The sequence below is a fragment of the Actinomyces sp. oral taxon 849 str. F0330 genome (assembly GCF_000239715.1).
Lineage (GTDB): Bacteria > Actinomycetota > Actinomycetes > Actinomycetales > Actinomycetaceae > Actinomyces > Actinomyces johnsonii.
On sequence record NZ_JH470349.1, the window covers coordinates 73,404 to 96,964 of the forward strand.

Sequence of the window (23,561 nt, forward strand, 5' to 3'; positions counted from 1 at the left end):
GACCCCGTCGACCGGGCGCGACGACCTGGACCTCGCCGTCTGCGGCGGCGGCGAAGATCCTCTGGACGACCGCCTCCCGGCTGCGCATGCGGGCGTTGTCCGTCTCCAGCTCCTCGACGCGGGCCTCGAGGTCGAGGATGCGGCGAATGCCCTCGAGGTTGATGCCCTCCTGGGACAGGGATTGGATGCGGCGCAGGCGCTCGACGTCGCGGTGGGAGTAACGTCGGCCCCGTCCACGGGTCCGGGCGGGGCTGACCAGTCCGAGCCGGTCGTACTGACGCAGGGTCTGGGGGTGCATCCCGGCGAGTTCGGCCGCCACGGAGACCACGTAGACCGCACGCTCGGCCGCGTCCTCGGCCAGGTGACCCAGGCCCTGCCCGGCCCGACGGCGGCTCACGTCGCTGCCTCCTCCATGAGGGTCGCCCTCGGGTCGGTGTCTCCCATGGCCTCATCGAAGGCCTCCAGGGCCTGCTTGGCGGTTTTGGAGAGCCTCTTGGGGACGGCCACCTGGATGGTCACCAACAGGTCGCCGGTCTTCTTCCGAGCGGCGGCGCCCTTTCCGCGCAGACGCATGACTGTGCCCGAGGAGGTGCCGGGCTTGATCTTGATCTTGGAGGTGGTGCCGTCGAGCAGCGGGACCTCGACCGTGGCGCCCAGGGCAGCCTCGCGCAACGTGACCGGCAGATCCATGCGCAGGTTGGCGCCGTCGACCGGGTCGATGGAGTACACCGGGTGCTTGTTGACGCTGATGGACACGACCATGTCGCCGTTTTCGCCGCCGTTGAGGCCGGCCCGACCCTTGCCGCGCAGACGGATCTTCTGCCCGTCGCGCACTCCGGCCGGGATGCGGACCTTCATGGTGCGTCCGTCCGCGGTCAGCTCCGCGGTGGTGCCGGCGACGGCGTCGCGCAGGTCCAGCGCAGCCGAGGTCAGGACGTCGGAGCCCTTCTGCGGCGGGGACTGGGAGCCGAAGCCTCCAAACCCGAAGGGACCGGGGCGCCCGCCGGAGCGGGTGGGGCTGGGGGTGCCGCCGAACATGCGCAGCAGGTCGTCGAGGTCGGGCTGGGCTCCGGCGCCTCCGGTCTCGAAGCGGACATTTCCGCTCTGACCGCCGAACATGGAGGAGAAGATGTCTTCGAATCCGCCGGCGCTGCCGGCGCTACCCGGTCCCCCGGCCTGGAAGCGGGCGCCGCCTCCAGCCATGGAGCGAATCGCGTCGTACTGCTTGCGCTCGGCCTCGTCGGACAGGACGGCGTACGCCTCCCCGATCTCCTTGAACTTCTCTGCCGCCGCGGCGTCGTCGGGATTGCGGTCGGGGTGGTACTTCTTCGCGAGCGTACGGTAGGCCTTCTTGATAGCGGCGGCGCTGGCGTCCTTACTCACGCCGAGGACCGCGTAGAAGTCCTTCGTCATCCAGTCCTGACTGGCCATGTTCGTATCACCGCCTCCTTATCCGGGTGATCGTGGGTGTTCCTTACTGATATCAACTGTGATCGCTGCTGAATGTCGCAACGTGAAGACCGTGATGGGAGATATGTCTGCCGGGCCACGCATCCCAAGGCCCTCGGGCGCCCTGGTGGCGTCTCTCGGTCGGCGGCGGACCCGAGCCGGCTCATCCGGCCGGCCCGGATCCGCTGTCGGACCGAAGTGGGCGATGCAGTGGATGCCGCTCAGGCCGGGTTGGCGACCTGGACTCGGGCGGCGCGCACGACGCGCTCGCCCAGGCGATATCCGGGTTGGAGGACCGCGGCGATGGTGGGCTCGGCGACCTCGCTGGACTCGGTGGCCATGAGGGCATCGTGCAGCGTGGGGTCGAAGACCTCGCCCACGGCGCCGAAGCGCTCCAGGGAGTACTTCTCGGCCAGGATCGATTCGAGCTTGCCGGCCGTGGTCTCGAAGGTGCCGGTCAGGTCCCCGTGCTGGCGGGCCAACTCGATCTCGTCGAGGACCGGGATGAGGGCCTCGACGACGCCGGCGGCACCAGCATCGCGGTGCGAGGCCGCGCCCTCGCGGGACCGACGCACGAACCCCTGGTACTCCTGCTGGAGGTTGTAGAGGTCCGCCCGGGCACGGGCCAGGTCGTCGGCCGCCTGAGCGGCCTGGGCCTGAGCCTGGGCCAGGGGGTCGCCCCCCGCCGACTCCCCATCGGAGGAGTCGGCGTCGGACTGGTCGGCCGCGCCCTCGGGCTCGCCCTGGGCGAGTCCTTCTCGGACGTCGTCGGGCACCTCCTCGAAGGCCGACTCGACGGCCGCCTGGAGCTCGGGGTCGATGCCCTCGTTCTCGGGGGTGGGGCCGGCCGGGGTCACTTGGAGTCCTCGTCGTCGACGATCTCGGCATCCACGATGTCCTCGTCGTCGGAGGACGCGGAGCCGCCGGCGGAAGAGGTGGAGTCGGCCGCGCCCTGGGAGGCGGCGTCGGCCTGGTAGATGGCCTCACCGACCTTCTGGGCTACCGAGCTCAGCTTCTCCTGAGCGGTCTTGACCGGCTCGATGTCGTTGCCCTCGAGGGCCTTCTTGAGGTCGCTGACGGCCTCGGAGACCTCGGAGTGGACATCCTCGGGCAGCTTGTCCTTGTTGTCCTTGAGGAGCTTCTCGATGGAGTAGGCCTGCTGCTCGGCAGAGTTGCGGGTCTCGGCGTCCTCGCGGCGCTTCTTGTCCTCCTCGGCGTGGGCCTCGGCCTCCTTGACCATGCGGTCGATGTCCTCCTTGGGCAGGGCCGAGCCGCCGGAGATGGTCATGGACTGCTCCTTGCCGGTGCCGCGGTCCTTGGCCGAGACGTGGACGATGCCGTTGGCGTCGATGTCGAAGGAGACCTCGATCTGGGGCACGCCGCGGGGGGCCGGGGCGATGCCGGTCAGCTCGAAGGTGCCCAGCGGCTTGTTGTCCCGGGCGAACTCGCGCTCGCCCTGGTAGACCTGGATGAGCACGGAGGGCTGGTTGTCCTCGGCGGTGGAGAAGACCTCGGAGCGCTTGGTCGGGATGGCCGTGTTGCGCTCGATGAGCTTGGTCATGACCCCACCCTTGGTCTCGATACCCAGGGACAGCGGCGTGACGTCGATGAGCAGGACGTCGCTGCGGTCGCCCTGGATGACGCCGGCCTGGAGAGCCGCGCCGACGGCGACAACCTCGTCGGGGTTGACGCCCTTGTTGGGCTCCTTGCCGGTCAGCTCGCGCACCACCTCGGTGACGGCGGGCATGCGGGTGGACCCGCCCACGAGGACCACGTGGTCGATGTCGGAGACCTTGACCCCGGCATCCTTGATGACGTTGTGGAAGGGGATCTTAGTGCGCTCGAGCAGGTCCGCGCTCATCTCCTGGAAGTTGGAGCGGGTGAGCTTCTCGTCGAGGTGGATGGGGCCGGACTCGCTCATGGAAAGGTACTGCAGGTTGATGTTCGTGGAGGTCGCCGAGGACAGCTCCTTCTTGGCCTGCTCGGCGGCGTCCTTGAGACGCTGCATGGCGATCTTGTCCTTGGACAGATCCACGCCGTCCTTGCTCTTGACCTGCTTGACCAGCCACTCGACGATGCGGGCGTCCCAGTCATCGCCGCCCAGGCGGTTGTCGCCGTTGGTAGCGCGCACCTGGATGGTGGAGAAGCCGTCGTCGTCCTTGCCGACCTCGAGCAGGGAGACGTCGAAGGTACCGCCACCGAGGTCGAAGACGAGGATGAGCTCGTCCTCCTTGCCCTTGTCCAGGCCGTAGGCCAGGGCCGCGGCGGTGGGCTCGTTGACGATGCGGTCCACGGTCAGGCCCGCGATAGTGCCGGCCTCCTTAGTGGCCTGGCGCTCGGCGTCGTTGAAGTAGGCCGGGACGGTGATGACCGCGTTGGTGACGGGCTCGCCCAGGTAGGCCTCGGCGTCGGTCTTGAGCTTGGCCAGGATGCGGGCGCTGATCTCCTGGGCGGTGTACTTCTTGCCGTCGATCTCGACGGACCAGTCGGTACCCATGTGGCGCTTGACCGAGGAGATGGTGCGGTCGACGTTGGTGACCGCCTGGCGCTTGGCGATCTCGCCGACGAGGATCTCGCCGGACTTGGAGAAGGCCACGACGGAGGGGGTGGTGCGGCCGCCCTCTGCGTTCGGGATGATGGTGGGCTCGCCACCCTCGAGGACGGCGATAGCAGAGTTGGTGGTACCGAGGTCGATACCGACAGCGCGTGCCATGTGATGTGCTCCTTGTGGTTGCTTGGTTGATGTCTGCAATGAGGGCCGGGGTTCCGACACCTTCAGGTTGAGTCGTATGCACTCAGGATTGTGGTTGAGTCGAGCCCTGTCAACTCGATGACACCCAACCTTGAGTCTGACTGGCTCAACCTTGGCCAGCCATAATCCATTCCAGGAGGGGCGAGTGACCTGCAACACGGGTACGGCATCGTGAGCCACCACCCCTCGTGGAGCACCCGCCCACGGCAGGGCGGTGGACGATTCCAGCCACGTCAGAGCGGCGCACCCCAGCCGCGCTGACACATCGGGAACTGCGATATCTCTCGAGGACGGCGAGCACGTGGGCTATATCGAGATGAGCACTGCCGGCCGGAGCCGTCGCTAGCCCAGGCGGCGCTTTCGGCGCTCGGCCTCCCGGGCGGCCAGGTACTCCTTCTCGCCCCTGTCGCGCAGCCCGAAGACCGCCAGAATGTTGGCGATGACACCGACGGCCACGATGACAACACCGAAGGCCGCACCGCTCGCCTCACCGGTCAATCCAACCAGCGGACTGACCAGGCCGCCGACGACGAACTGGATGAAGCCGAGCAGGGCGCTGCCCGTGCCCGCCCAGCGGCCGGTGCGGTCCAGGGCGATCGCGGGCACGTTGCCCATCGACAGGCCGAGGCAGACCACGTGCACGAGGAGGAGCGCGATCACGACGACGAGCAGCGGCATCCGCTCCGGCCCGTCGACGGGCCCGCGCAGCCGGACCAGGCACACGGCGGCGAGGACGACGTCGACGACGAGCCCCGTGAGCAGCCCGACGCGCACCTGCCGGGTCTGCGGGAAGCGGCGCACGAGCGAGGCGGCCACGGCGATCGTCACCGTCACCGTCGCCCCGCACAGGCCGAAGACGGCCGTGTAGGGCGCCGTCCCCATGCCGAGGACGTTGCGCAGCACGAAGGGCGCGGCGGACAGGTAGGCCATGAGGAGCCCGAAGGCGAGGGCGTTGATGAGGAGGAGCCGCACGAGGACGTGGTCGCGCGCCAGCTCGCGCGTGCCGTCGAGGAGGATCCTCATACCCCCGTCATGACGTCGTTCGGCGGGTAGGGACTCGGGAACCCAGAGGGCGACCATGAGGACGAGCATCCCGGTGAAGCCCGCGACGACGGCGAGGATGCCGCGCCAGCCGATGACGTCGACGAGGGCGCCGCCCAGGATCGGGGCGACCACGGGGGCGATGCCCTGAATGGCCATGACGAGGCTGAGGGCCCGGGTGGCGGTGATGCCGCGCGAGCGGTCGGAGATCACGGCGCGCCCCAGGACCATGCCGGCGGCACCGCCGAGTCCCTGGAAGAAGCGGGCGACGAGGAGGAACGGCAGGGCCGGCGCCACGACGGTGCACACGCTCGCGACGAGGGCGAGCACGCTGCCCCACAGGAGGAGGGGGCGCCGGCCGAAGCGGTCGGACAGGACGCCGATGCTCAGCTGGCCGAGCGCCACGCCCACGAGGAAGGTCGTCATCGTCAGCTGGACGCTGGAGGCGGAGACATCCAGGTCGTCGGCCATCTGGGCGAAGGCCGGCAGGTAGGCGTCGGTGGCCAGGGGCGCGACGGCCGCGAGCGCGGCCAGGGCGATGAGGAGTGTGGTGGGGAAGGCCGCCCTCAGCCCACTGTCGGCGGGAGCGCCCGGCGTTGGTGTCATGCCCTGAGCGTAGGGAGATTTCCGGTCGGTACGTCAGTGCGCTGGCACGTGACGCCGTGCACGGCACGTCGGTCGTACGAGCGGGAGGAGGCTGCTGCCACAGGCCGTGCCGGGATTCGCGTCGTCTCCTGCCTCTAGACTGACCGGGTGACCGATCCCCTTATCGAATCCCTGACATGGTGCCGTAGAAGCCACTCCCAATGACGTCCGGCTGCGCACCCACCTGGCCGAGCTCCTCATCGAGGCCGGCCGCAGTGCCGAAGCAGTCACCCACTGCGCGATCGCCCTTCAGCACGCCCCGACCGACGAGTTTGCCCGCACTCTCATGACTAGAGCGCTCTCACCGCAGGCCGAACAGACCCCCGCCACGCAGCCGGCAGAGCCAATGCTCAGCACGACACCAGAGAACGAGACTCCCGAGTCCACTCCCTGTACCGAGGCAGAACAGACGCCTGACACCACGGCAGAACCGGCACCCAGCGCCGCATCACCAATCGATGCCCCACAAGACTCACCAACATCCCCCGAGGCCACCACCCAGCCAGCGCCCGAGTCATCAGAAGCTCCGGCACCCAATGACCCAACGACGTCAGACGGCTCCAGGGACTTCGACTGGCGGAGGGCCGAGGAGGACTTCGACGGCGGACCTGCTGCTCCCTTCGTATCCTCAGGATCCCCTGTCACTCCCTTCGTATCCTCAGAGGCCTCAGAGTCCTCCGAAAAGTCCTCCGAGCAGTCCTCCGGCTCCGACCCAGCTCTCTCCAAGCCTCACCCGGTCAAGGTCGACGACCGCGACGAGCCTGCGGGCTGGGAGGTGGAGCGCACCGGTGTCTGCCTGGCCGATGTCGGTGGCATGATCGAGGTCAAAAAACGGCTGGAGGCCTCCTTCCTGGCCCCGATGCGCAACCCCGAGCTGCGCCAGCTCTATGGCAAGAGCCTGCGCGGCGGTCTGCTCCTATACGGTCCGCCGGGGACGGGGAAGACCTTCATCGCCCGCGCCATCGCCGGCGAGATGGGGGCTGCTTTCCTGTCGGTGATGATCACCGACATCCTCGGCGAGTACATCGGCACATCCGAGTCCAACCTCCACAAAGCCTTCCAGAAGGCACGCAGCCACGCCCCCTGCGTCCTTTTCCTCGACGAGATCGACGCCCTCGGCATCAAGCGGGCACTCGTACGCAGCTCGTGGATGCGCAACACCGTCAACCAGCTCCTCGAGGAGCTCGACGGCGTCGACAACAACAACGAGGGCGTCTACGTGCTGGCCGCCACCAACGCCCCCTGGGACATCGATCCGGCGCTGCGTCGGCCGGGTCGACTTGACCGGACCCTGCTCGTCCTGCCCCCGGATGAGCCGGCACGCGCCACTATTCTGCACACGCACCTGCGCGAGCGCCCCGTGGAGGGCATCGACCTGCAGATCCTGGCGCGCATGACCGAGGGGCTGACTGGAGCGGACCTGTCGCACGTGTGCGACTCCGCTGCGGAGAAGGCGCTTCTGGACTCGGTGCGCACCGGTCGGCCTCGGTTCATGAATATGCAGGACATGTACGCAGCCATCAAGGAAGTCCGCCCCTCGACCGGCCCCTGGTTCGAGACCGCGCGCACCGTCGTCGAGTACGCCGATACCTCCGGGGAGTATGCGGATCTGCGCGAGTGGATGAAACGGCACAACATGTTATGAGCCACGACGCGTACAGCCAGGAGATCACTCGGGCCGCCTGGTTCGTCGAAACTGGCCAGTACGAGCGAGCCATGCAGATCCTCGCCCGCCTGCTCGCCGCCTACCCGGACAACGCCAGTACCACCTACAAGGTCATGGCGGAGGCTCATAAAAGTGTGGAGCGATTCGAGGACGCCGAGGCCGCGGCCCGCAAAGCCCTGGCGGCGCTACCGAATGATCCCGACGCCCACCGGCTTTTGGCTCAGGCCCTGATCTCCCAGGACCGCGATCCGGAGGCGGAGCGCTCGCTGAGAACAGCCCTGGAACTGACCCCCGAGGATGATTTGTTGCTCTCCCTCATGTCCACGGCGCTGACCAGGATGGGGCGCACGGAGGAGGCGCTGATCTACGCCCGTGAGGCGGCCAGGCTCTCACCGGGCTCGGCCGACAACCACATACTTCTGGCAATGGCGCAGATGACGTCCAACCCGCAGGCGGCGGAGACCGCCCTGAAGGAGACGCTCGCACTCGACCCCCTGTTCGAAGAAGCCCTCCTCCTGCGATCCTGGATGCTCGACGAGCGCGGAAACCACCACGACGCCGCCAAGGCACTCGCCGCCTACACGGCCCAGACCTCCGACTATGAGACGTCGCGTCGCATGGTCGACGCCTTCCTCATGAAGCTCGCAGGCAGCGCTCCCCTCGGGCTGTGGGGGTCCGCGATCTTGACGATGCTGCTCCTGCCCCTTGTCAGGACCATGAACCTGCCCGGCAGTTTCCTTCTTCTTCCACTGATTCTGGCGGCGATCCCCACGTATCAGTCGACCAACTCGCGCATTCGGGCGTTTCGGCGCGCGTTCACGGATCGCAGCCGGCGAATACTGCGTTCCTTCATCCGGACCCATCGATTCCTCAGCCTGTGGGCCGCCTCAGCCGTGGTTCTCTGGATGGGGCTCGTCATCGGCACCGTCTGTGCGATTCGGGGGACCGACGCCGTTCTCATCATCATGGCCGGAGCCAGTCTTGGTCACCTGGCGCTCGGCTGGCTCGTTCTCCGGATCATCCCCTTCATTCGACGCCGGAACGCTTGACGGCTGCAGGCCCTGTTCAGTCGCCCTGCTCGGTCTCGGGGGCGACCATGACATGGTCGCCGTCGGGCACGATCCGCACCCGCAGCCCGTAGACCTCGGCGAGGGTATCGGGCTGGAGCACCTCGGCGGGCGGCCCCTCGGCGAGGATCGCCCCGCCCGCGAGAACGGCGAGGCGGTCGCAGAAGCGGGCCGCCAGGTTGAGGTCGTGCAGGGCGACGACGGCGAGGCGGCCGGTGTCCCGATGGCAGATCCGGCGCACATGGGAGAGCACCGAGACCTGGCGGCGCAGATCGAGGGCGGAGGTGGGCTCGTCGAGCAGGATGAGTCCGGGTTCGCGTACGAGTGTCTGGGCCAGGGCCACGAGCTGGCGCTGGCCGCCGGAGAGCTGGCCCAGTGGCCGGTCGGCCAGGTCGGCCACACCGAGCTCGTCCAGGGCGCTCCAGGCCAGGTCGATATCGGCTCGGCTCGTGTGCCAGGTCATCCCGCGCCGCGAGGCGGTGAGCACCGACTCCAGGGCGGTCAGGGCGGCGGCGCCGGGCAGGCCCTGCGGCATATAGCCGATCATGCCGCGCAGGTCCCGTCCTCGATGCCCCTGAAAGGTCACCTCCCCCAGGTAGCGGCGCAACTGGGCCACGCAGGTGACCAGGGTGGACTTGCCGGCACCGTTGGGGCCCAGCAGCCCCACCATCTGTCCCGTCTCCCAGCTGGCGTCGACGCCCTTGAGGACCGCGCGCCTGCCATAGGAGAAGGTGAGATTGTCCAGCATCAGGGTCATGATCCGCTCCTGACCGCCGAGCGCTGACGTCCGAAGATGATGGTGAGGAACACCGGCACGCCCACGAGGGCGGTCAGGATGCCGACGGGCACGGCCACGCCCGGCACGATGATCTGGCTGGCGGTGTGGGCGGCGGTCAGGAGGGTGGCCCCGGCCAGGATGGAGGCGGGCACGAGGAAGCGCTGATCCTCCCCCACCAGGCCGCGGGCCATATGCGGCCCTACGAGCCCCACGAAACCGATGATCCCGACGAAGGCTACGGACAGGGCGGCCAACAGCGCCACCCCGACCAGCGTCCAGGAGCGCACGCGCGCGACGTTGATGCCCATGGCGGCGGCGCGCGCCTCCCCCAGGGTGATGGCGGTCAGCCGCCAGCCGTTGACCCAGAAGACGGGCGTGGCCACGATCAGGGCCACCGAGACAGTGGCCACGGCCGGCCAGGTGGCGCGCATGAGGGAGCCCATCGACCAGAAGACAATCTGCTGGAGGCTCTCGGTGGAGGCCCGGTACTGCACGAGCGCCAGGAGCGCCTGGCAGCTGAAGACCAGGGCGATGCCCAGCAGGATCGTCATCTCCTTGGTCACCGAGGGCAGCCTCGAGACCATCGCGATGGCCAGGGAGGCCGTCAGTCCCGCGGTCATCGCCACGATCGGCAGGGTGGCCCCGGTGGCCACGGGCAGCACGAGCCCGGTGACGATCGCCAGCGCCGCACCGAGGGCCGAGGCCGCCGAGATCCCCAGGGTGAAGGGCTCGGCCAGCGGGTTGTCGAGGATCGTCTGCATCTGGACGCCGGCCAGGGACAGCGCCCCGCCCACCAGGACCGCCAGGAGCGCCGGGGGCAGGCGCAGGTTGACAACGATGTTGGCGACCCACGGGTCGTAGTCGGCGTAGAAGAGGGAGCCGAGCACCTGGGCCGGGCTGAACCCCAGCGGCCCCACCATGAGGGCCATGAGGAAGACGGCCAGGAGCAGGGTCGCGAGCCCCGTCAGCATCGCGAGGCGCCGCAAGGTCCGACGGCGGTAGGAGACGTAGGCCGACGCCGCCGTGTCCGTGGGCGCACTTACCCGCCCGGCGGACTTCGTCACCGGCGCGGCATCATCCGGGCCCCGGGAACTGCCGGACTGGCGGGCGGCGTCGTCGTCGGAAGGGACCTTGGTGCTCGGGATTCCCATCAGATGGAGGTGAAGAAGACGCCCTCGGCCTTCCAGGGCATGTACTGCTCGTGGAAGTCCTTCCAGACGGCGTCGGGGTCGATGTCGCTGAAGGCCTCGGGGTTCTGCCATTTGGCGAAGGTCAGGTAGGCGATGAAGTTATAGGGGGCGTCGTAGAACTGGTGGTAGACGCCGTAGACGTGACCGTCGACGAAGGCCTGGATCTGGTCGTAGCCGGGCTGGTTCTTCAACTGCTCCAGGCTGGCCTTGGCGGAGGCCTCATCGGCCTTGTAACCGAGGTGGACGTAGCTGGTCTGGGCAGTGTCCTTGATCTTCTGCTGCTGCCACTCGCCGCCGGTGGCGATGATGTTCTGGGGGTTGGAGGCGATGACCTGCTCGGGGGTGAGAACGCCCTCCTCACCGGACAGGAGGCTGTCGGCGATGTTGGTGCCGCCGGTGGCGGTGACAATCGCGCCGAGGTTCGCGGTGGAGTAGGTGGCACCGGGGTCGTTGACCCCCGGGCTGCGCCACAGGAAGGTGGTGGGCTTGGTGGTCAGGGACATCGCCTTCTCAACGATGGGGTCGACCTGCTTCTTGTAGAAGGAGACGAAGGCCTCGGCCTCCTTGCGCTTGTCGAAGAGGTCGCCCATGAGGGTGACCGAGGGGACGGTGTTCTTGACCGGGTCGCGTCGGAAGTCGGTGACGACGTACTTGATCTGCTGGCCGTCCAGCTTCTCAAGGTAGCCCTTCTCCTTCGCGGAGTTGTAGACGTCCAGGGTCATGACGAAGACGTCGGGCTTGTACTGCACCAGGGTCTCAATGGGCAGGCCGTCCTTGGCGATGGAGCCGATGGTCGGCAGCTCGGCGGCCTTGGGCGAGACCGCCACGATCTTCTCGTAGAAGTCGGGGGCGGCCTTCTGAAGGTCCTCGCCCCAGGCCACCACCTTGTCGACGGGGTTGGCCTTGTTGAGGAAGGCGAGGGAGTAGACGTGGCGGGACTCGCTCAGGACGATGTTCTTCGGCTGGGCGTCGAAGGCGACCTTGCGGCCGACGATGTCGGTGACCTCGAAACCGCCGTTGGAGGCGCCTGCGGAGGCGCCGCCGCTGGAGCTCTTGCCGGCGCGGGAAGTGACTCCACAGCTGGCGAGGACTGCGGTGAGTGGGAGGGCCATGAGCAGAGTACGACGGCGCATACAAGTCCTTTGTTCGCAGATGGGGCGTTAGAAATAGTGCAGGAGGATATTAGGTATGGCTAACTTAATTTGCCAAGAGTTGGACAGACTTTTCCACCTATGACATGAAGCACTTCAAGGGACCTTAGGCACTTCCTCAACTCACGAGGCCGATGGCAGGCAGACCCGGACAAGCCGGTTACGGCGCGAGCATATGGATGAGCGTGACGGCGAGCAGCGCCGCGGTCGGCGGGAGGTACTTGCGCGGATGGCGCATGACGTCGCGCTCGGACTTCCAGCTCGTCAGCGGCCGGTAGACCTCCAGAAGGACCGCCGTCGTCGCCCCGGCGACGGAGGCCGCGATTCCGGCCGCAACCGCCTCCACAAGGCCTCCACCCAACCAGACGATCAACGCCCCCACCAGACAATTGGACGTCATGTATAACAGCGTGAGGTCTCTGGCGTAAGCGGCGAAGACCCGCAGCGATCCGGGGGCGGCCAGGACCACGGTGCGCGTACTGAGGTAGCGGGAGAAGTAGGCGTTCAGCGGCGTGTTGACGACGACGAAGGCCATGGGCAGCGGAATCGTCAGGCCACGGCCGGCCATGGTGTACGTGAAGAGCGCGGCGATCACGAGTGCGGCCAGGGTGTTGACCTGCGTGGTGCGCACGGTCGCCAGCTCGCCCAGGACCAGGCTGCGGCGGCCGCCCCGGACGGTTCCCACTTGCCTGCGGCGCGCCCGCAGATCATGGGAACACGCCGTCACGGCCAGAGCGCAGGCCGCGAAAAGGACGGCTGAGACAGCCGGCGCCGCCCACCAGACCGCACCCCCGACAGCGAGGACCCCGCCAGCCATCCAGCGCAGGCCGGCCCGCTCCCCCGCCCACAGGGTCAGGCCCAGCGCCCCGGCCCCCAGCCCAACGACGACCATCTCCACCGCCGTCGTCGCAGCAACGCCTATTCCGGGACTCCGACCACCTCCTTCGCCGCTGGACAGCAGGACGAACAGGGTGATGGGCGCGACCGCCTCGAAGAGGATGGCGACGTCGGCCACGAGGTAGGTGGCCCGGGCGAGCTCGTCGCGCCCGAGCGGGAAACGGGCCAGGTCGTCCCAGCGCCCGGAGCCTATCCAGCCCGAGGCGATCGTCGCGCTCAGGCCGACGGCGGCCAGGACCAGCCCCGTGACCGCAACGCGCGGGTTGACGCGAAGGTCGGCCGACACCCCGAACCAGGCGGCCAGGGCGCACAGGATGACAGCGCTCAGGACGCTCTGGCGTCCCACGAACTGCCCGGTCACCGCTTTCAGGGCGGCTGGGCTAACTGACCAGCGCTGCCACGGCATCGGAGTCCTCAGGGGTGGCGAAGGGACCGGTCATCCGGCCGGCGGAGAGCACGTAGAGGCGCCGGGTGCAGCGGGTGAAGGACTCGGCAATGTGAGAGCTGAGCAGGATCGAGCGGCCGGATGCGGCGGCGGCGTTGATACTGCGGTACAGGAACTCAGTGGCGGTGAAGTCGAGGAAGTCGACGGGCTCATCCAGGAAGAGGAGAGGCGTGGTGAGGTAGAAGGCGGCGATGAGGTTGGCCTTCTTGCGTGAGCCGCTGGAGAGTCGGGAGAAGGATGTGGTCCGGAAGCGGCCGTAGTCGAAGCCCTCGATCAGTTCCTCGAGGCGGCCGCGGTCCGAGCGCAGTCGGTAGGCGCGCTCCAGGAAGCCGATGAAGGCCTCCAGGTTCCAGGTGGGGAAGGAGTCGTCGTCAGCGAGGCTGAGGTAGCGGGAGGCCTTGAAGTGCTCGTCGCCCGGGCGTATGTCGCGGCCACGGTAGCGCAGGGCTCCGAAGCGCGCTCCGCGGTGGACGTCGCACAGGGAGGTGAGCATCGTGGTCTTGCCGGCGCCGTTGAGACCGATGAGGCCGACGGCTTGGCCGTCCTCGAGGGCAAAGGAGACGTCGGTGAGGACCGGGCGGTCGCGCTCGTACCAGGCGGACAGGCCCTCGACCTCGAGGAGGTGGGCCGAGGTATCGCCGACGGCGCTCATGAGCTCGGGGGCGTCCGGTCGTCCCGGTCGCCGCCCTTGCCGCCGATGGACGTGCGGATCAGCTGATACACGATGAGCACGGCCGCGGCAGCGAAGATGATCGCGATCGCCGTGTCTCCTCGTCGGACGGAAAGGACCGTGACCATGATGTTGAGTACCACGATGCACATCAGGAAAATGCGTCGATTCCGACCTGATAACACAGTTGCCTCCTCCTTTGCAGACTCTCGCGGCGGGCACCGATCGCTCGCGCCTCCCACCACTGTAGGCACGAACGAGGCCGTATCGAGGCAGTTCACGGGCCATGTCGGGCAAGAATTTGACCTGTCGGCGCATTGATGTCTGGAGCGGTGTCATTCTCCGAGGCCGCTCCGCCCTGCACGGCTTCACAGGAGACCCACAAGGTCAACCTACGCCTGGCACACACGGCCCCGACACGGTTGAGCCATGCACAGCTCCGACACCCTCGACCCAACCGGGACACCCCAGTCCGGCCAGGATCACCAGTCCAACCGGCCCAATCGCTCCACGAAGTTCCGTAAGCACCCGCGACGCCGTTTCCTCCTGGGCGGCGCCGCCGTCCTGGGTCTGGCCGCCACCGGCACCAGCGCCTGGGCGCTCAACCGCTTCGTCATCGACCACGTCGAGGTCGACGATGTCACTGCTCTGGAGGCCAAGGCCCAAAACGCCGCCGCCGGTTCCTCGGCGACTCCGGCCACCAACGTGATGGTCGGGGAGAAATCCTACTCCTCGTCCAACACGAACATCGAGATCCAGCAGGTCTCCACCGGCTCGGGCAGCGACACCGTCACCTACTACGTGGCCGACGTCAAGCTCACCAACGCCACCGACCTGCGCAGCGCCTTCGCCAACAACTCCTACGGCACCAACATCACCGCCAAACCCACCGCGATCGCCTCCGAGCACGACGCCATCCTGGCCATCAACGGCGACTACTACGGCTTCCGCAGCGACGGGATCCTCATCCGCAACGGTGTCATCTATCGCGATAGCGGCAAGCGCGACGGCATGGCCTTCTACACCGACGGGCGCGTGGAGGTCTACGACGAGACCGCCACCAATGCCCAGACGCTCCTGGACGCGGGCGTGTGGAACACGCTGTCCTTCGGGCCGGCCCTAGTCAACAACGGCCAGGTGCTCTCGGGCATCGACCAGGTCGAGGTCGATACGAACGTCGGCAACCACTCCATCCAGGGCAAGCAGCCGCGCACCGCCGTGGGGTGGGTGGAGACGAACCACGTGAAGCTCGTCGTCGTCGACGGCCGCAGCGAGGGCTACTCGCGCGGCGTCACGATGACCGAGCTCGCCCAGATTATGGCCGACCTGGGGTGCGCCTGCGCCTACAACATCGACGGCGGCGGCTCGTCGGCCATGTACTTCAACGGCTCGATCATCAACCAGCCCTCCAACGGGGGCGAGCGCGACACGTCCGACATCCTCTACATCGCGAACGGATCCTGAGATGAGCGGCACCGACAACCTCACCGGCAAGGCCCAGACCCCAATGACCCCGGCGACCCCGGCGACGACCGCGCAGACGGTCACGCGCCGTTTCGTCTACCAGCAATACCCGCAGTCCTATCCGGCGGCGTACCCGACGACACGGCTGAGCCGATCGGGCGGCGGGCAGGAGACCGCGCGGGTCGTCGTGGGAGAGGCGCCCCGCCGGGTGGGAGAGAGATCCGTCCAGGCGACAGGAGGCCGCACGGCCGTGACGACCTCGCCGCGCGTGCTGCCCCGGGTCATCGCCCCGGCCAACCGGACCACCACCAACCGAGCAGCAGGTATTCAGAACACCGGCAACCGCACGGCGCCGCGCATCACCGCCGCGCACCATCCCCGGACGGCGGTGGCGCTCGTGGTGCTCGTCCCGGCCTACAAGCCCGACGAACGCCTGGCCGGGCTCGTGACCCGCCTGCGCGGGGCGCGCCGGGACTGCGCGGTGCTCGTCGTCGACGACGGTTCGGGGCCGCAGTACGCGCCCTTCTTCGCCGCCGCCCGCGCCCGCGGCGCCCAGGTGGTCAGCTACCCGCTCAACCGGGGCAAGGGTCAGGCGCTGCGCACGGGCCTGGCCCACGCGTCCGCCACCTGGCCCGATGCGGACGTCGTGTGCGCCGACGCCGACGGACAGCACACACCGTCGGACATTGAGGCCGTCGCCGCGAAGGTGCGCGAGACCGGGCACATGACCCTGGGGGTACGGCGATTCACCGGGCCGGTGCCGCTGCGCAGCCGGATCGGCAATGACGTGACCGCCCTGCTGTTCCGAGGCGCGACCGGCTGGAAGCTGGGAGACACCCAGACGGGCCTGCGCGGCTACCCCGCCGGGCACCTGGCCTGGCTGCAGAGCGTGCCCGGGGACCGCTACGAGTACGAGCTCTCCGCCCTGCTGCGCGCCCACGAGCTGGGGCTGGTGGTGGAGCAGGTGGAGATCGCCACGGTCTACGAACCGGGCAACACTTCCTCGCACTTCCGGCCGTTGCAGGACTCGGCGCGGATTTACGCCCCGCTGCTGAGGTATGGGAGCGTCGCTGGCGAGCTTCGGGATCGACTGGCTGGGTGTCATGGTGCTCTTCGCGATGACCGGCAACCTGCTGGCGGCGGTCGTGGGGGCGCGGCTGATCTCCGGGACCGCGAACTTCTTCATGAACCGGCGGGTCTTCCGAGCCCGACGCGGTACCGTGGTGCGCACGGCGATGCGCTACGTGGTCCTGGCGATGAGCCTGCTGGCGGCCAGCTACCTGGTGCTCAAGGCGCTCACCACGTTCGGGATTCCGCTGGGGATCGCAAAGATACTCGGCGACGGGGCCATCTACGTGGCCAGCTACGTGGCGCAGCGCCGGCTGGTCTTCAAAGAGCGGGGATGAGATCGACCTGCCAGGGTTCCCCAGCAGGTGCTCCTCGGGTTCGTGCCCTTGGGGACGACGTGCCGGCGTCGCCCCCAAGGGCACGGCTTTGCCGTCCTCTCGATCGCACCCCGCTGACGGTTTCCGAGCAGCACCGTCAACAAGCCGCACTTGAGCACACCGGCCACGGCTCTTGAGCAAATTTTGTCCGTATGGGACGACTTTGAACACCCCGATCACCGGAACGCAACTACCCAAAATGCTCTGACCTGCACAAACGCAAATCTGCTCGTGCGAGCGAGCCGTCAAAGTCGTCCCATATGGACACTTTTCAGCCGAAGACTGCTACTCGCCCCAGTCAGAATCACAGGCAACAGCCTCAGTGGGGACTGACGAGGCCGGCCTCGTAGGCGGAGATGACGAGCTGGGCACGGTCGCGGGCGTGCAGGCGGGCTAGGAGCGCGGTGATGTGGCTGCGGCAGGTGGCCCGGGTGATGCCGAGCTCGGCCTCGATCTCACTGTTGGACAGTCCTTTGGCGATCAGCAGGAGGACCTCTCGCTGGCGGGGCGTGAGGGCCTCGACATCGCCGGCCCGGGAGGTTCCCGAAGCACCGGCCACCGTGCGCGGCATGCGGGCCACAAGGCGAGACAGCACCTGGGGGCTGAGCAGCGATTGGCCCTCGTGGACGGTGCGCACGGCATCGACGAGGGACTGCGGGTCGGTGTCCTTGAGCAGGAAACCGCAGGCGCCAGCGCGCAGGGCGCCAAGGACGTAGTCGTCGATCTCGAACATGGTCAGGATGAGGATGCGCGTGGCCTCAAGCGCCGGGGCGGCGCAGATCCGCCTGGTGGCCTCAATGCCGGTCAGGCCCGGCATCTGGATGTCCATGAGGATGATGTCAGGGCGAAGCTCGGCGGCCAGGGCGACCGCGCGGACGCCGTCCTCGGCTAGGCCAACGACGCTCATGCCGGGCTCGGCCTGAAGGAGAGCGGCCAGCGTGGAGCGCAGGAGGGCCTGGTCCTCGGCGATGAGGACCCGAATGGGGGCGATAGTCTGCCCAGAGGCAAGATCAGCCATGGGTTCTCCCGAATGCTCCGGTAGGCAGCATCGCCTCGGTAGCGAAGCCGGGGGCGTCGGTGCGAGGGCCGGCAGTCAGAGTCCCGCCGAGCGCGGTCAGGCGCTCCTGAAGCCCGCGCAGCCCTTGCCCGGCCCCGGGGTGGGGCGCCCAACCGGGGACCGGACCGTCGTCGACGACGGCGATGCGCAGCAGTCCTGGTTCCGGGCGGAGAGTGACGCGGGCGCTCGTGGGGCCAGCGTGGCGGGCCGTGTTGGCCAGGGCCTCGGCCACGACCCGGGCTGCGGTCTGGCTTGTCGGGATGGACAGGCCGGTCAAGGAGGAGAGGCCGCGAGACTCTCCATTCGTCGTTTCGGCGGAGTCGGCCGCACCCGAGACTGTGCCCGCTTCTGCACCTGTCCCGGTGCCGGCGTCCACCTTGACCGTGACGCCAGCGCGTCGAGCCCGCTCGACGATCTCAGTGAGACTGGCAGCGGCCCCCTCAGCACGCCCCTCACCCGGCTGGGATCCCGAACCTCCTGATGCTCCTGCAGCGCCCGCCGAGGTCGCAGAGACCGCTGCCACGGCCCCGGGCGTTGGGGGCGTGCGCTCGTCGCGCAGGACAGCGAGCATGCGACGCAGCGCATCGGTGGCCTCACGGGAAGCGGTCTCGACGTCGCTCAGGGCGCTCCGCAGTCCGTCGGGGGTGGTCTCGAGGCGCTGGGCCACGGCGCAACGCACGGTGATGGCGCCGAGGTTGCCGGAGACGGCGTCGTGCAGCTCGCGGGCGATGACGAGGCGGTCCTCGGCGACGGCGAGCGCGGCCGTCTCCTGCGCCAGGCGCCGCTCGTAGGCACGCTGGTCGCGCCGCCGTAGCCACAGGGTGGCGGCGACGAGGCAGGCCATGACAAGCGGTGCCGTCATCTGGACGCGCTGAGAAGGAGCCGGTAGGAAGCCGACCATGGTGCCCAGGCCGACGACAACCACAGTCAGCCCGGTGATGGCGCACCCGAGCGGCGAGTGGCGCGGTGGGACGGCGGGGGCTGGCACCCGGCCAGTCTAGGAAGGCGGCTCGGGCGCTTCATCAAACCAGGGTTTGATGTACCCGGGTCTGAGGCGGTGGGGCGACGTCGGCTGGGCGGACGATGCGCGCGGCCGCTCGGCGCGCTGGAGTTGGCTCATGATCGGTATTGAGAACCTCGTCAAGCGGCACGGGGCGCGGGAGGTGCTTCACGGAGTGAGCCTGGAGGCCCGCCCGGGCCGCGTCACCGGATTCGTGGGCCCGAACGGCGCCGGGAAATCCTCGACCCTGCGGTGTCTGCTGGGGTTGGACCGGGCCGACGGCGGGCAGGCGCTCATCGACGGACGCCCCTACTGCGAGCTGCGCGAACCGCTGCGCACGGTGGGGGCGGTGCTCGACGGTTCAGGCGCACACCCCTCACGAACGGCCCGCGGCCACCTAGGCTGGGTGGCCTCCGGCGCGGGGATCAGTCGGAGCCGGGTGGCCGAAGTACTCGACATCGTCGGGCTGAGTGAAGTGGCCGGGCGGCGGGTGCGTACCTTCTCCCTGGGAATGGGACAGCGCCTGGGGTTGGCGGCGGCGCTGCTGGGCGACCCGGAGGTGCTGGTCCTCGACGAACCGGTCAACGGCCTAGACCCGGAGGGGATCCGGTGGATCCGCACGCTGCTGAGGCAGCGGGCCGACGCCGGGGGCACGGTCCTGCTGTCCAGTCACGTGCTGGCCGAGCTCGCCGAGGTGGCCGACGACGTCATCGTCATCGCCGGCGGGCGGGTGCGGGCGGCCGGGACGTTAGAAGAGGTCGCAGCGGGTTACGTGAACCTGGAGGAGGCGTTCTTCTCACTGACCGCCCCAGCCGGAAACGGGGCCGGCGGCCCGGTCACCCCGGTGGAACGCGGGGAAGGGGCCCGGTCATGAGCACGGCGACGGCGCTGGTGCGCTCCCTCAAGGCGGAGGCGCGTAAGACGGCGGGCCTGCCGGGGGTCTGGCTGGGGGCGGTGCTGGCTATCGTCCTGCCGCTCCTGATCGAGTACTACACGGATCATGACCTGGCGGCGCGGCTGACGGCCGGCGACCCGAATGCGCCGACGCAGCTGGACAGCGTCGGCATCATTGGGTTGTACGTGGGGACGACGGGGATCGTGGTGCTGGCGGTGAGTGTTGTGGTCAGCGAGTACGCGAGCGATCCGCGCACGAGCGGGGCCTCCAGCTCCTCGCAGCAGGTGGCGACGACGATGCTGGTCCAGCCGCGGCGCGGGGCGTCGGTGGCCGCGAAGCTGCTCGTGGTGCTGGGCGCCGCGACGGTGCTCCTGGCGGTGGCGTGGACGGCGACATACTCGCTGTGTCGGCACCTGCTGGGGTCGAGCGTGCCCTTCGAGCCGGTGCCGTGTTGGATGCTGACAGGAATCCTGACATGGTGGGTGTTCTCGGCAATGGCGTCGATGGCACTGGCGATGGCGACACGCAGCGCGCTGGTGTCAATGACGGTCCTCGTCGCGATGTCGACGATGATCTCGCCGGGGGTGCTGCTCATCAAGTCCACCGATGCGGCCCGGTTCCTGCCGGATACCGCGGCGGTGAGGCTCATTGCGAGCCCGACGACGCTCAACTACGACCGGCTGGTCGAGCTGCTGTCGATCCCGATGGCGGCCGCCGTCTGTGCGGCCTGGGCGGGAGGCTGCGCGGCGGTGTGCTGCTGGGTGTGGATGAGGCGGGACGCATGAGCGGGAGCGAGGCGATAGGAGGGGCGGCAACGGCCTGGGGGCGTGCGCTGCGCGCGGAGCTGCTGAAAGTGGTGACGCTGCCAGCGATGTGGTGGTCGGCAGCGGTGGCGGGCGCAGCTGCGATCGCCACGGTGATGTCGGTCTTGCAGAACGTGATGGATGAGCGGGTCTTCGGATTCGAGGAGATCGCTCCTATATGGACGCTGGCGGTGCAGATCGGCTTCGTGGCGGCGGGTGTAGCCGTGGCGGGCGCCGAGCACTCCACGGCGCAGGGCATGACGAGTCTGCTGGTGATGCCGGCGCGGAGGCGGCTGGCGGGGGCGCGACTCGTGGTGCTGGCCGGGACGGGGTTGGTATTCGCGAGCGTGTTGGTCGGGGCGAGCCTGGCTGCGTGCCCGACGACGTCGACGGCAGCATTATGGGCCGGCGGAAGGACCGTGGTCTGGTTGACAGCGGCGCTGCTGCTGGCGGCGGGGCTCGGCGAGGCACTGCGCAGTGTGATCGGTGCGGCGACGGTGGCCGTGGTGCTGGTGATTCTGGCACCCCAGCTGGCGATGTTCGTAGGAGACATTGCCCGGTGGCTTCCAGGCCAGGCAGCCCAGATCTGGATGGCGGCCGCCGCACCGCAAACGGACGTGACCGCCGCTGGGCTCGCCGCCTTGGGTTGGACGACGGCCGCGCAGGTGGCGGGCATAGCCCGACTGCTGCGGGCGGATGCGTAGGCAAAGGATGGCGTACGGCTGCGAAAGCCTGGCGCCTCCACTCAAAGCCGGGGTGGGAGCGAACGGGGACGCTCCCACCTCCTCACCTTATATTTCAACACACGATCAAAATGGTTCATTATACCGTTGTTTACGTAATATGGCCCGACGCATGTGACTATATCAAGGTATGGGAATAGTCGACAAAAGTAGCAGAACAGCTTCTGAGTCGACAGGCCGCGACACTCCTCGCATCACCGAATTATCTACGAGACGAACCACCTTAATCAAACTGAAACCATTTTCAGGGGCTCTCGATTGTTTTGTCGAAGTGACTGCGGCGTAAAATATTTCTGCACCTACCCCGACGCATGCAAGCTCAACGAGGACTTCGCACTTGCTGACAGTGGTGGATGCACCATTCACACGAATGAGGACCATGCCCTCGAGGAGGCAATGATGAAGCATTCCTGCCGATCCCTAATCGGCGCACTCACAGCAGTGACGCTCATGGGACTCGTCAGTCCGGCCGCCATGGCCGACGAGCCCGTCCCCAGTCCCAGCGACGACGTCGTCGCCGAGCAGCCGACAGACCCGCCGGCCGCCACCCCGGCCGAGACCCCCGCAGCCGACTCTTCCGCTCCCCCAGCGACCAATACGCCGAGCGCAGCACCGGCCGAGACCCAGCCCACAACCGCTCCCGATCCCACCGCGGATCCCTCGAACAAGCCTTCGGATCCGCCCGCCGAACCCAAGCGAGAATGGCGGGAGGAGAACGGCAAACAGTACTTCTACGAGAACGGTGTTAAGAAGACCGATACCTGGATTACGTGGAACAACCTCAAGTACTACTTCGGTACTGACGGCGCCCTGAAAACCGAGACCTGGCTGCACCAGGGCGACAACTGGTACTACGTCGACTACTACGGCGCCGCTATGACAGGCAGGAGGGAGGTCGACGGCGTCGACTACTTCTTTGACAGCGACGGCGTCATGCAGGCCAACCGTTGGATCGAGCAGGACGGGGGCAGCTTCTACGTCCAGAGCTCGGGTGCCGTCGCCACCAATACATGGCTCCATCTGGGCGACAAGTGGTTCTATGTGGACGCCAAGGGCATCAGAGCCGTCGGCCTGGTAAAGGTCGGGACGGGGTGGTACCACTTCAGCGACGACGGGGTCATGAGCACCGGCTGGAAGCAGATCGGCGGAAGCTGGTACTACCTGGGCGACAGCGGCGCGATGGCCACCGGCTGGAAGCAGATCGGCGGAAGCTGGTACTACCTGGGCGACAGCGGCGCGATGGCCACCGGCTGGCAGCAAATCGGAGGCACCTGGTACTACTTCAACGGCAGTGGCGCCATGGCGACCGGTTGGCAGCAGATCGGCGGAAACTGGTACTACCTGGGCGACAGCGGTGCCATGTCGACCGGCTGGCAGCAAATCGGAGGCACCTGGTACTACTTCAACGGCAGCGGCGCCATGGCCACTAAGAAGTGGATCGAGGGCACCTTCTACGTTGATGATAGCGGCGCGATGCTGGTCAGCACGACTCGAACGATCGATGGCTGGAACTACACCTTCGACGGCAACGGTCGGTGGATTACCGTCAACAACGGGGGCTACAGTTGCCCTGCATGGGCTCCAATTAAAGGCAACGCAAGCAGCAAGATCTATCACCGGCCTGGTAACCAGTCGTACAACATCACCAAGCCCGAGGCGTGCTTCTCCACCGGCACGCAAGCCGAAGCCGCTGGTTATCATGCCGCCAAAAGATGACCCGACAGCACTCACCACAACTGAATGAGTCCCAGGAGGTCTGCCCCACCGGCGACTAACTGACATCCAGGCCCGTGGGGTCCCGAGCAAACGCGTTTGCTCGGGACCCCACGGGCTATTACGTGTCCCATCTGCAGCAAGAGGCCCCGCGACAGCCCAGCCGGACCGACCGAACAGTACCATACGCATTCCGTAATAAATCAGAAGGGTAACCATCTCAGCAGACATCAAATATTTTACCAAACTGCCGCACAATCCAGACACTCCAGCCAGAATAACAACGTCATCACCTCGTATATTCTCAGTATCCGCCTGCCGGAGAAAAGGTCGGAGAAGATTGTTGACCGGCCGGTTACGACGGAGACGTTCACAAGGAAGAGAACCATTTCCTCAAGGAGGACATGATGAAGCGCACTGGCCGATACATGATCGGCGCACTCGCGGCGATGACGCTCATGGGGCTGGCAGGTCCCGCAGCCCTGGCCGATGACGACGCCGCTCCCCGAGGCAGCGAGGCCGCCACCGAGCAGCCGGCAGCCGATCCCGCTTCTTCATCGGCAGAGAAGCCGGAAGCAGCACCAACAGAGGCACCCAGCGCTGCGCCCTCGGACAAGCCCACTGCGGACCCGACCGCCCCAGCCGACCCCACGGTCAAGCCGACCGAGGACCCCACGGTCAAGCCGACCG

General features: G+C 67.7%; 20 protein-coding genes and 2 pseudogenes. 9 read left to right on the forward strand and 13 right to left on the reverse strand.

Translation table 11 applies throughout. The annotated features are described in order from the left end of the window. From HMPREF0975_RS02430 to HMPREF0975_RS02450, 5 genes are all read right to left on the reverse strand, one after another. Window positions 1–397, reverse strand: a 397-nt coding sequence (locus HMPREF0975_RS02430) for a heat shock protein transcriptional repressor HspR (RefSeq protein ID WP_009232531.1), incomplete at its 3' end; no start/stop codon positions are given. Further along, the gene (locus HMPREF0975_RS02435) at window positions 394–1,431 is read right to left on the reverse strand and encodes a DnaJ C-terminal domain-containing protein (protein ID WP_009232532.1); all 1,038 of its coding nucleotides are present in this window, start codon (window positions 1,429–1,431) and stop codon (window positions 394–396) included. The genes HMPREF0975_RS02435 and HMPREF0975_RS02430, both read right to left, overlap by 4 nt. A 239-nt stretch (window positions 1,432–1,670) precedes the next feature. After that, on the reverse strand, window positions 1,671–2,306 hold the full coding sequence (locus HMPREF0975_RS02440) for a nucleotide exchange factor GrpE (protein ID WP_009232533.1): 636 nt from the start codon (window positions 2,304–2,306) through the stop codon (window positions 1,671–1,673). After that, window positions 2,303–4,162, reverse strand: a complete 1,860-nt coding sequence (dnaK, locus tag HMPREF0975_RS02445; RefSeq protein WP_009232534.1) for a molecular chaperone DnaK — start codon at window positions 4,160–4,162, stop codon at window positions 2,303–2,305. The genes HMPREF0975_RS02440 and dnaK overlap by 4 nt, the downstream gene beginning before the upstream one ends. A gap of 381 nt (window positions 4,163–4,543) precedes the next feature. Next, on the reverse strand, window positions 4,544–5,848 hold the full coding sequence (locus HMPREF0975_RS02450) for a multidrug effflux MFS transporter (RefSeq protein ID WP_009232535.1): 1,305 nt from the start codon (window positions 5,846–5,848) through the stop codon (window positions 4,544–4,546). A gap of 325 nt (window positions 5,849–6,173) precedes the next feature. On the opposite strand from HMPREF0975_RS02450, the gene HMPREF0975_RS02455 reads away from it, so the two are divergent. Both HMPREF0975_RS02455 and HMPREF0975_RS02460 read left to right on the forward strand, forming a co-directional pair. Beyond that, window positions 6,174–7,532: an ATP-binding protein gene (locus HMPREF0975_RS02455; protein ID WP_009232536.1), complete on the forward strand. Its 1,359-nt coding sequence runs from the start codon at window positions 6,174–6,176 to the stop codon at window positions 7,530–7,532. After that, window positions 7,529–8,602 carry a tetratricopeptide repeat protein gene (locus tag HMPREF0975_RS02460; protein WP_009232537.1) on the forward strand — a complete coding sequence of 358 codons (1,074 nt, stop codon included), beginning with the start codon at window positions 7,529–7,531 and terminating at the stop codon, window positions 8,600–8,602. Before HMPREF0975_RS02455 ends, HMPREF0975_RS02460 begins: the two co-directional genes overlap by 4 nt. 16 nt (window positions 8,603–8,618) lie before the next feature. On the opposite strand, the gene HMPREF0975_RS02465 is transcribed toward HMPREF0975_RS02460, so the two are convergent. The 6 genes from HMPREF0975_RS02465 to HMPREF0975_RS02490 form a co-directional block, all read right to left on the reverse strand. Further along, window positions 8,619–9,377 (reverse strand): ABC transporter ATP-binding protein, encoded by a 759-nt coding sequence (locus tag HMPREF0975_RS02465; protein ID WP_009232538.1) that lies wholly within the window; start codon window positions 9,375–9,377, stop codon window positions 8,619–8,621. Then, window positions 9,374–10,549 (reverse strand): FecCD family ABC transporter permease, encoded by a 1,176-nt coding sequence (locus tag HMPREF0975_RS02470; RefSeq protein ID WP_009232539.1) that lies wholly within the window; start codon window positions 10,547–10,549, stop codon window positions 9,374–9,376. The genes HMPREF0975_RS02465 and HMPREF0975_RS02470 overlap by 4 nt, the downstream gene beginning before the upstream one ends. Continuing rightward, on the reverse strand, window positions 10,549–11,721 hold the full coding sequence (locus tag HMPREF0975_RS02475; RefSeq protein ID WP_009232540.1) for an ABC transporter substrate-binding protein: 1,173 nt from the start codon (window positions 11,719–11,721) through the stop codon (window positions 10,549–10,551). Before HMPREF0975_RS02475 ends, HMPREF0975_RS02470 begins: the two co-directional genes overlap by 1 nt. A gap of 178 nt (window positions 11,722–11,899) precedes the next feature. After that, on the reverse strand, window positions 11,900–13,042 hold the full coding sequence (locus HMPREF0975_RS02480; protein WP_009232541.1) for a hypothetical protein: 1,143 nt from the start codon (window positions 13,040–13,042) through the stop codon (window positions 11,900–11,902). Further along, window positions 13,017–13,733 (reverse strand): ATP-binding cassette domain-containing protein, encoded by a 717-nt coding sequence (locus HMPREF0975_RS02485; RefSeq protein ID WP_009232542.1) that lies wholly within the window; start codon window positions 13,731–13,733, stop codon window positions 13,017–13,019. Before HMPREF0975_RS02485 ends, HMPREF0975_RS02480 begins: the two co-directional genes overlap by 26 nt. Then, a complete protein-coding gene (locus tag HMPREF0975_RS02490; protein ID WP_021609491.1) occupies window positions 13,730–13,903 on the reverse strand; it encodes a hypothetical protein in 174 nt (57 codons plus the stop codon). Before HMPREF0975_RS02490 ends, HMPREF0975_RS02485 begins: the two co-directional genes overlap by 4 nt. A 277-nt stretch (window positions 13,904–14,180) precedes the next feature. Here HMPREF0975_RS02490 and HMPREF0975_RS02495 point away from each other — a divergent pair, with 277 nt between their 5' ends. Together HMPREF0975_RS02495 and HMPREF0975_RS02500 are read left to right on the forward strand one after the other, a co-directional pair. Beyond that, window positions 14,181–15,215, forward strand: a complete 1,035-nt coding sequence (locus HMPREF0975_RS02495) for a phosphodiester glycosidase family protein (protein WP_009232544.1) — start codon at window positions 14,181–14,183, stop codon at window positions 15,213–15,215. 250 nt (window positions 15,216–15,465) lie between these two features. Beyond that, window positions 15,466–16,621: pseudogene (locus tag HMPREF0975_RS02500) on the forward strand (glycosyltransferase). Between the two features lie 358 nt (window positions 16,622–16,979). Here HMPREF0975_RS02500 and HMPREF0975_RS02505 read toward each other — a convergent pair. Further along, the gene (locus tag HMPREF0975_RS02505; RefSeq protein WP_009232546.1) at window positions 16,980–17,678 is read right to left on the reverse strand and encodes a response regulator; all 699 of its coding nucleotides are present in this window, start codon (window positions 17,676–17,678) and stop codon (window positions 16,980–16,982) included. After that, window positions 17,671–18,705 (reverse strand): sensor histidine kinase, encoded by a 1,035-nt coding sequence (locus HMPREF0975_RS02510; RefSeq protein ID WP_009232547.1) that lies wholly within the window; start codon window positions 18,703–18,705, stop codon window positions 17,671–17,673. Before HMPREF0975_RS02510 ends, HMPREF0975_RS02505 begins: the two co-directional genes overlap by 8 nt. A gap of 130 nt (window positions 18,706–18,835) precedes the next feature. Between HMPREF0975_RS02510 and HMPREF0975_RS02515 the strand changes: the two genes are divergently transcribed. The 5 genes and pseudogenes from HMPREF0975_RS02515 to HMPREF0975_RS16010 form a co-directional block, all read left to right on the forward strand. Beyond that, window positions 18,836–19,591 carry an ABC transporter ATP-binding protein gene (locus HMPREF0975_RS02515; protein WP_049939387.1) on the forward strand — a complete coding sequence of 252 codons (756 nt, stop codon included), beginning with the start codon at window positions 18,836–18,838 and terminating at the stop codon, window positions 19,589–19,591. Further along, complete coding sequence (locus HMPREF0975_RS02520) at window positions 19,588–20,397, forward strand: ABC transporter (RefSeq protein WP_009232549.1); 810 nt, start codon at window positions 19,588–19,590, stop codon at window positions 20,395–20,397. The genes HMPREF0975_RS02515 and HMPREF0975_RS02520 overlap by 4 nt, the downstream gene beginning before the upstream one ends. Continuing rightward, complete coding sequence (locus tag HMPREF0975_RS02525; RefSeq protein WP_009232550.1) at window positions 20,394–21,119, forward strand: cupin; 726 nt, start codon at window positions 20,394–20,396, stop codon at window positions 21,117–21,119. The genes HMPREF0975_RS02520 and HMPREF0975_RS02525 overlap by 4 nt, the downstream gene beginning before the upstream one ends. Before the next feature lie 435 nt (window positions 21,120–21,554). Beyond that, window positions 21,555–22,874, forward strand: a complete 1,320-nt coding sequence (locus HMPREF0975_RS02530; protein WP_232212436.1) for a sunset domain-containing protein — start codon at window positions 21,555–21,557, stop codon at window positions 22,872–22,874. A 401-nt stretch (window positions 22,875–23,275) separates the two neighbouring features. Continuing rightward, a pseudogene (locus HMPREF0975_RS16010) lies at window positions 23,276–23,561 on the forward strand (cell wall-binding protein); the annotation flags it as partial.

Bases quoted from the DNA above. Each gene is read 5' to 3' on its own strand.
- HMPREF0975_RS02530 (WP_232212436.1), top strand. From the start codon at position 21,555: ATGATGAAGCATTCCTGCCGATCCCTAATCGGCGCACTCACAGCAGTG.
- HMPREF0975_RS02455 (WP_009232536.1), top strand. From the start codon at position 6,174: ATGACTAGAGCGCTCTCACCGCAGGCCGAACAGACCCCCGCCACGCAG.
- HMPREF0975_RS02490 (WP_021609491.1), bottom strand. From the start codon at position 13,903: ATGTGCATCGTGGTACTCAACATCATGGTCACGGTCCTTTCCGTCCGA.
- HMPREF0975_RS02515 (WP_049939387.1), top strand. From the start codon at position 18,836: ATGATCGGTATTGAGAACCTCGTCAAGCGGCACGGGGCGCGGGAGGTG.
- dnaK (WP_009232534.1), bottom strand. From the start codon at position 4,162: ATGGCACGCGCTGTCGGTATCGACCTCGGTACCACCAACTCTGCTATC.
- HMPREF0975_RS02495 (WP_009232544.1), top strand. From the start codon at position 14,181: ATGCACAGCTCCGACACCCTCGACCCAACCGGGACACCCCAGTCCGGC.
- HMPREF0975_RS02475 (WP_009232540.1), bottom strand. From the start codon at position 11,721: ATGCGCCGTCGTACTCTGCTCATGGCCCTCCCACTCACCGCAGTCCTC.
- HMPREF0975_RS02485 (WP_009232542.1), bottom strand. From the start codon at position 13,733: ATGAGCGCCGTCGGCGATACCTCGGCCCACCTCCTCGAGGTCGAGGGC.
- HMPREF0975_RS02520 (WP_009232549.1), top strand. From the start codon at position 19,588: ATGAGCACGGCGACGGCGCTGGTGCGCTCCCTCAAGGCGGAGGCGCGT.
- HMPREF0975_RS02450 (WP_009232535.1), bottom strand. From the start codon at position 5,848: ATGACACCAACGCCGGGCGCTCCCGCCGACAGTGGGCTGAGGGCGGCC.
- HMPREF0975_RS02505 (WP_009232546.1), bottom strand. From the start codon at position 17,678: ATGGCTGATCTTGCCTCTGGGCAGACTATCGCCCCCATTCGGGTCCTC.
- HMPREF0975_RS02465 (WP_009232538.1), bottom strand. From the start codon at position 9,377: ATGACCCTGATGCTGGACAATCTCACCTTCTCCTATGGCAGGCGCGCG.
- HMPREF0975_RS02435 (WP_009232532.1), bottom strand. From the start codon at position 1,431: ATGGCCAGTCAGGACTGGATGACGAAGGACTTCTACGCGGTCCTCGGC.
- HMPREF0975_RS02470 (WP_009232539.1), bottom strand. From the start codon at position 10,549: ATGGGAATCCCGAGCACCAAGGTCCCTTCCGACGACGACGCCGCCCGC.
- HMPREF0975_RS02460 (WP_009232537.1), top strand. From the start codon at position 7,529: ATGAGCCACGACGCGTACAGCCAGGAGATCACTCGGGCCGCCTGGTTC.
- HMPREF0975_RS02480 (WP_009232541.1), bottom strand. From the start codon at position 13,042: ATGCCGTGGCAGCGCTGGTCAGTTAGCCCAGCCGCCCTGAAAGCGGTG.
- HMPREF0975_RS02525 (WP_009232550.1), top strand. From the start codon at position 20,394: ATGAGCGGGAGCGAGGCGATAGGAGGGGCGGCAACGGCCTGGGGGCGT.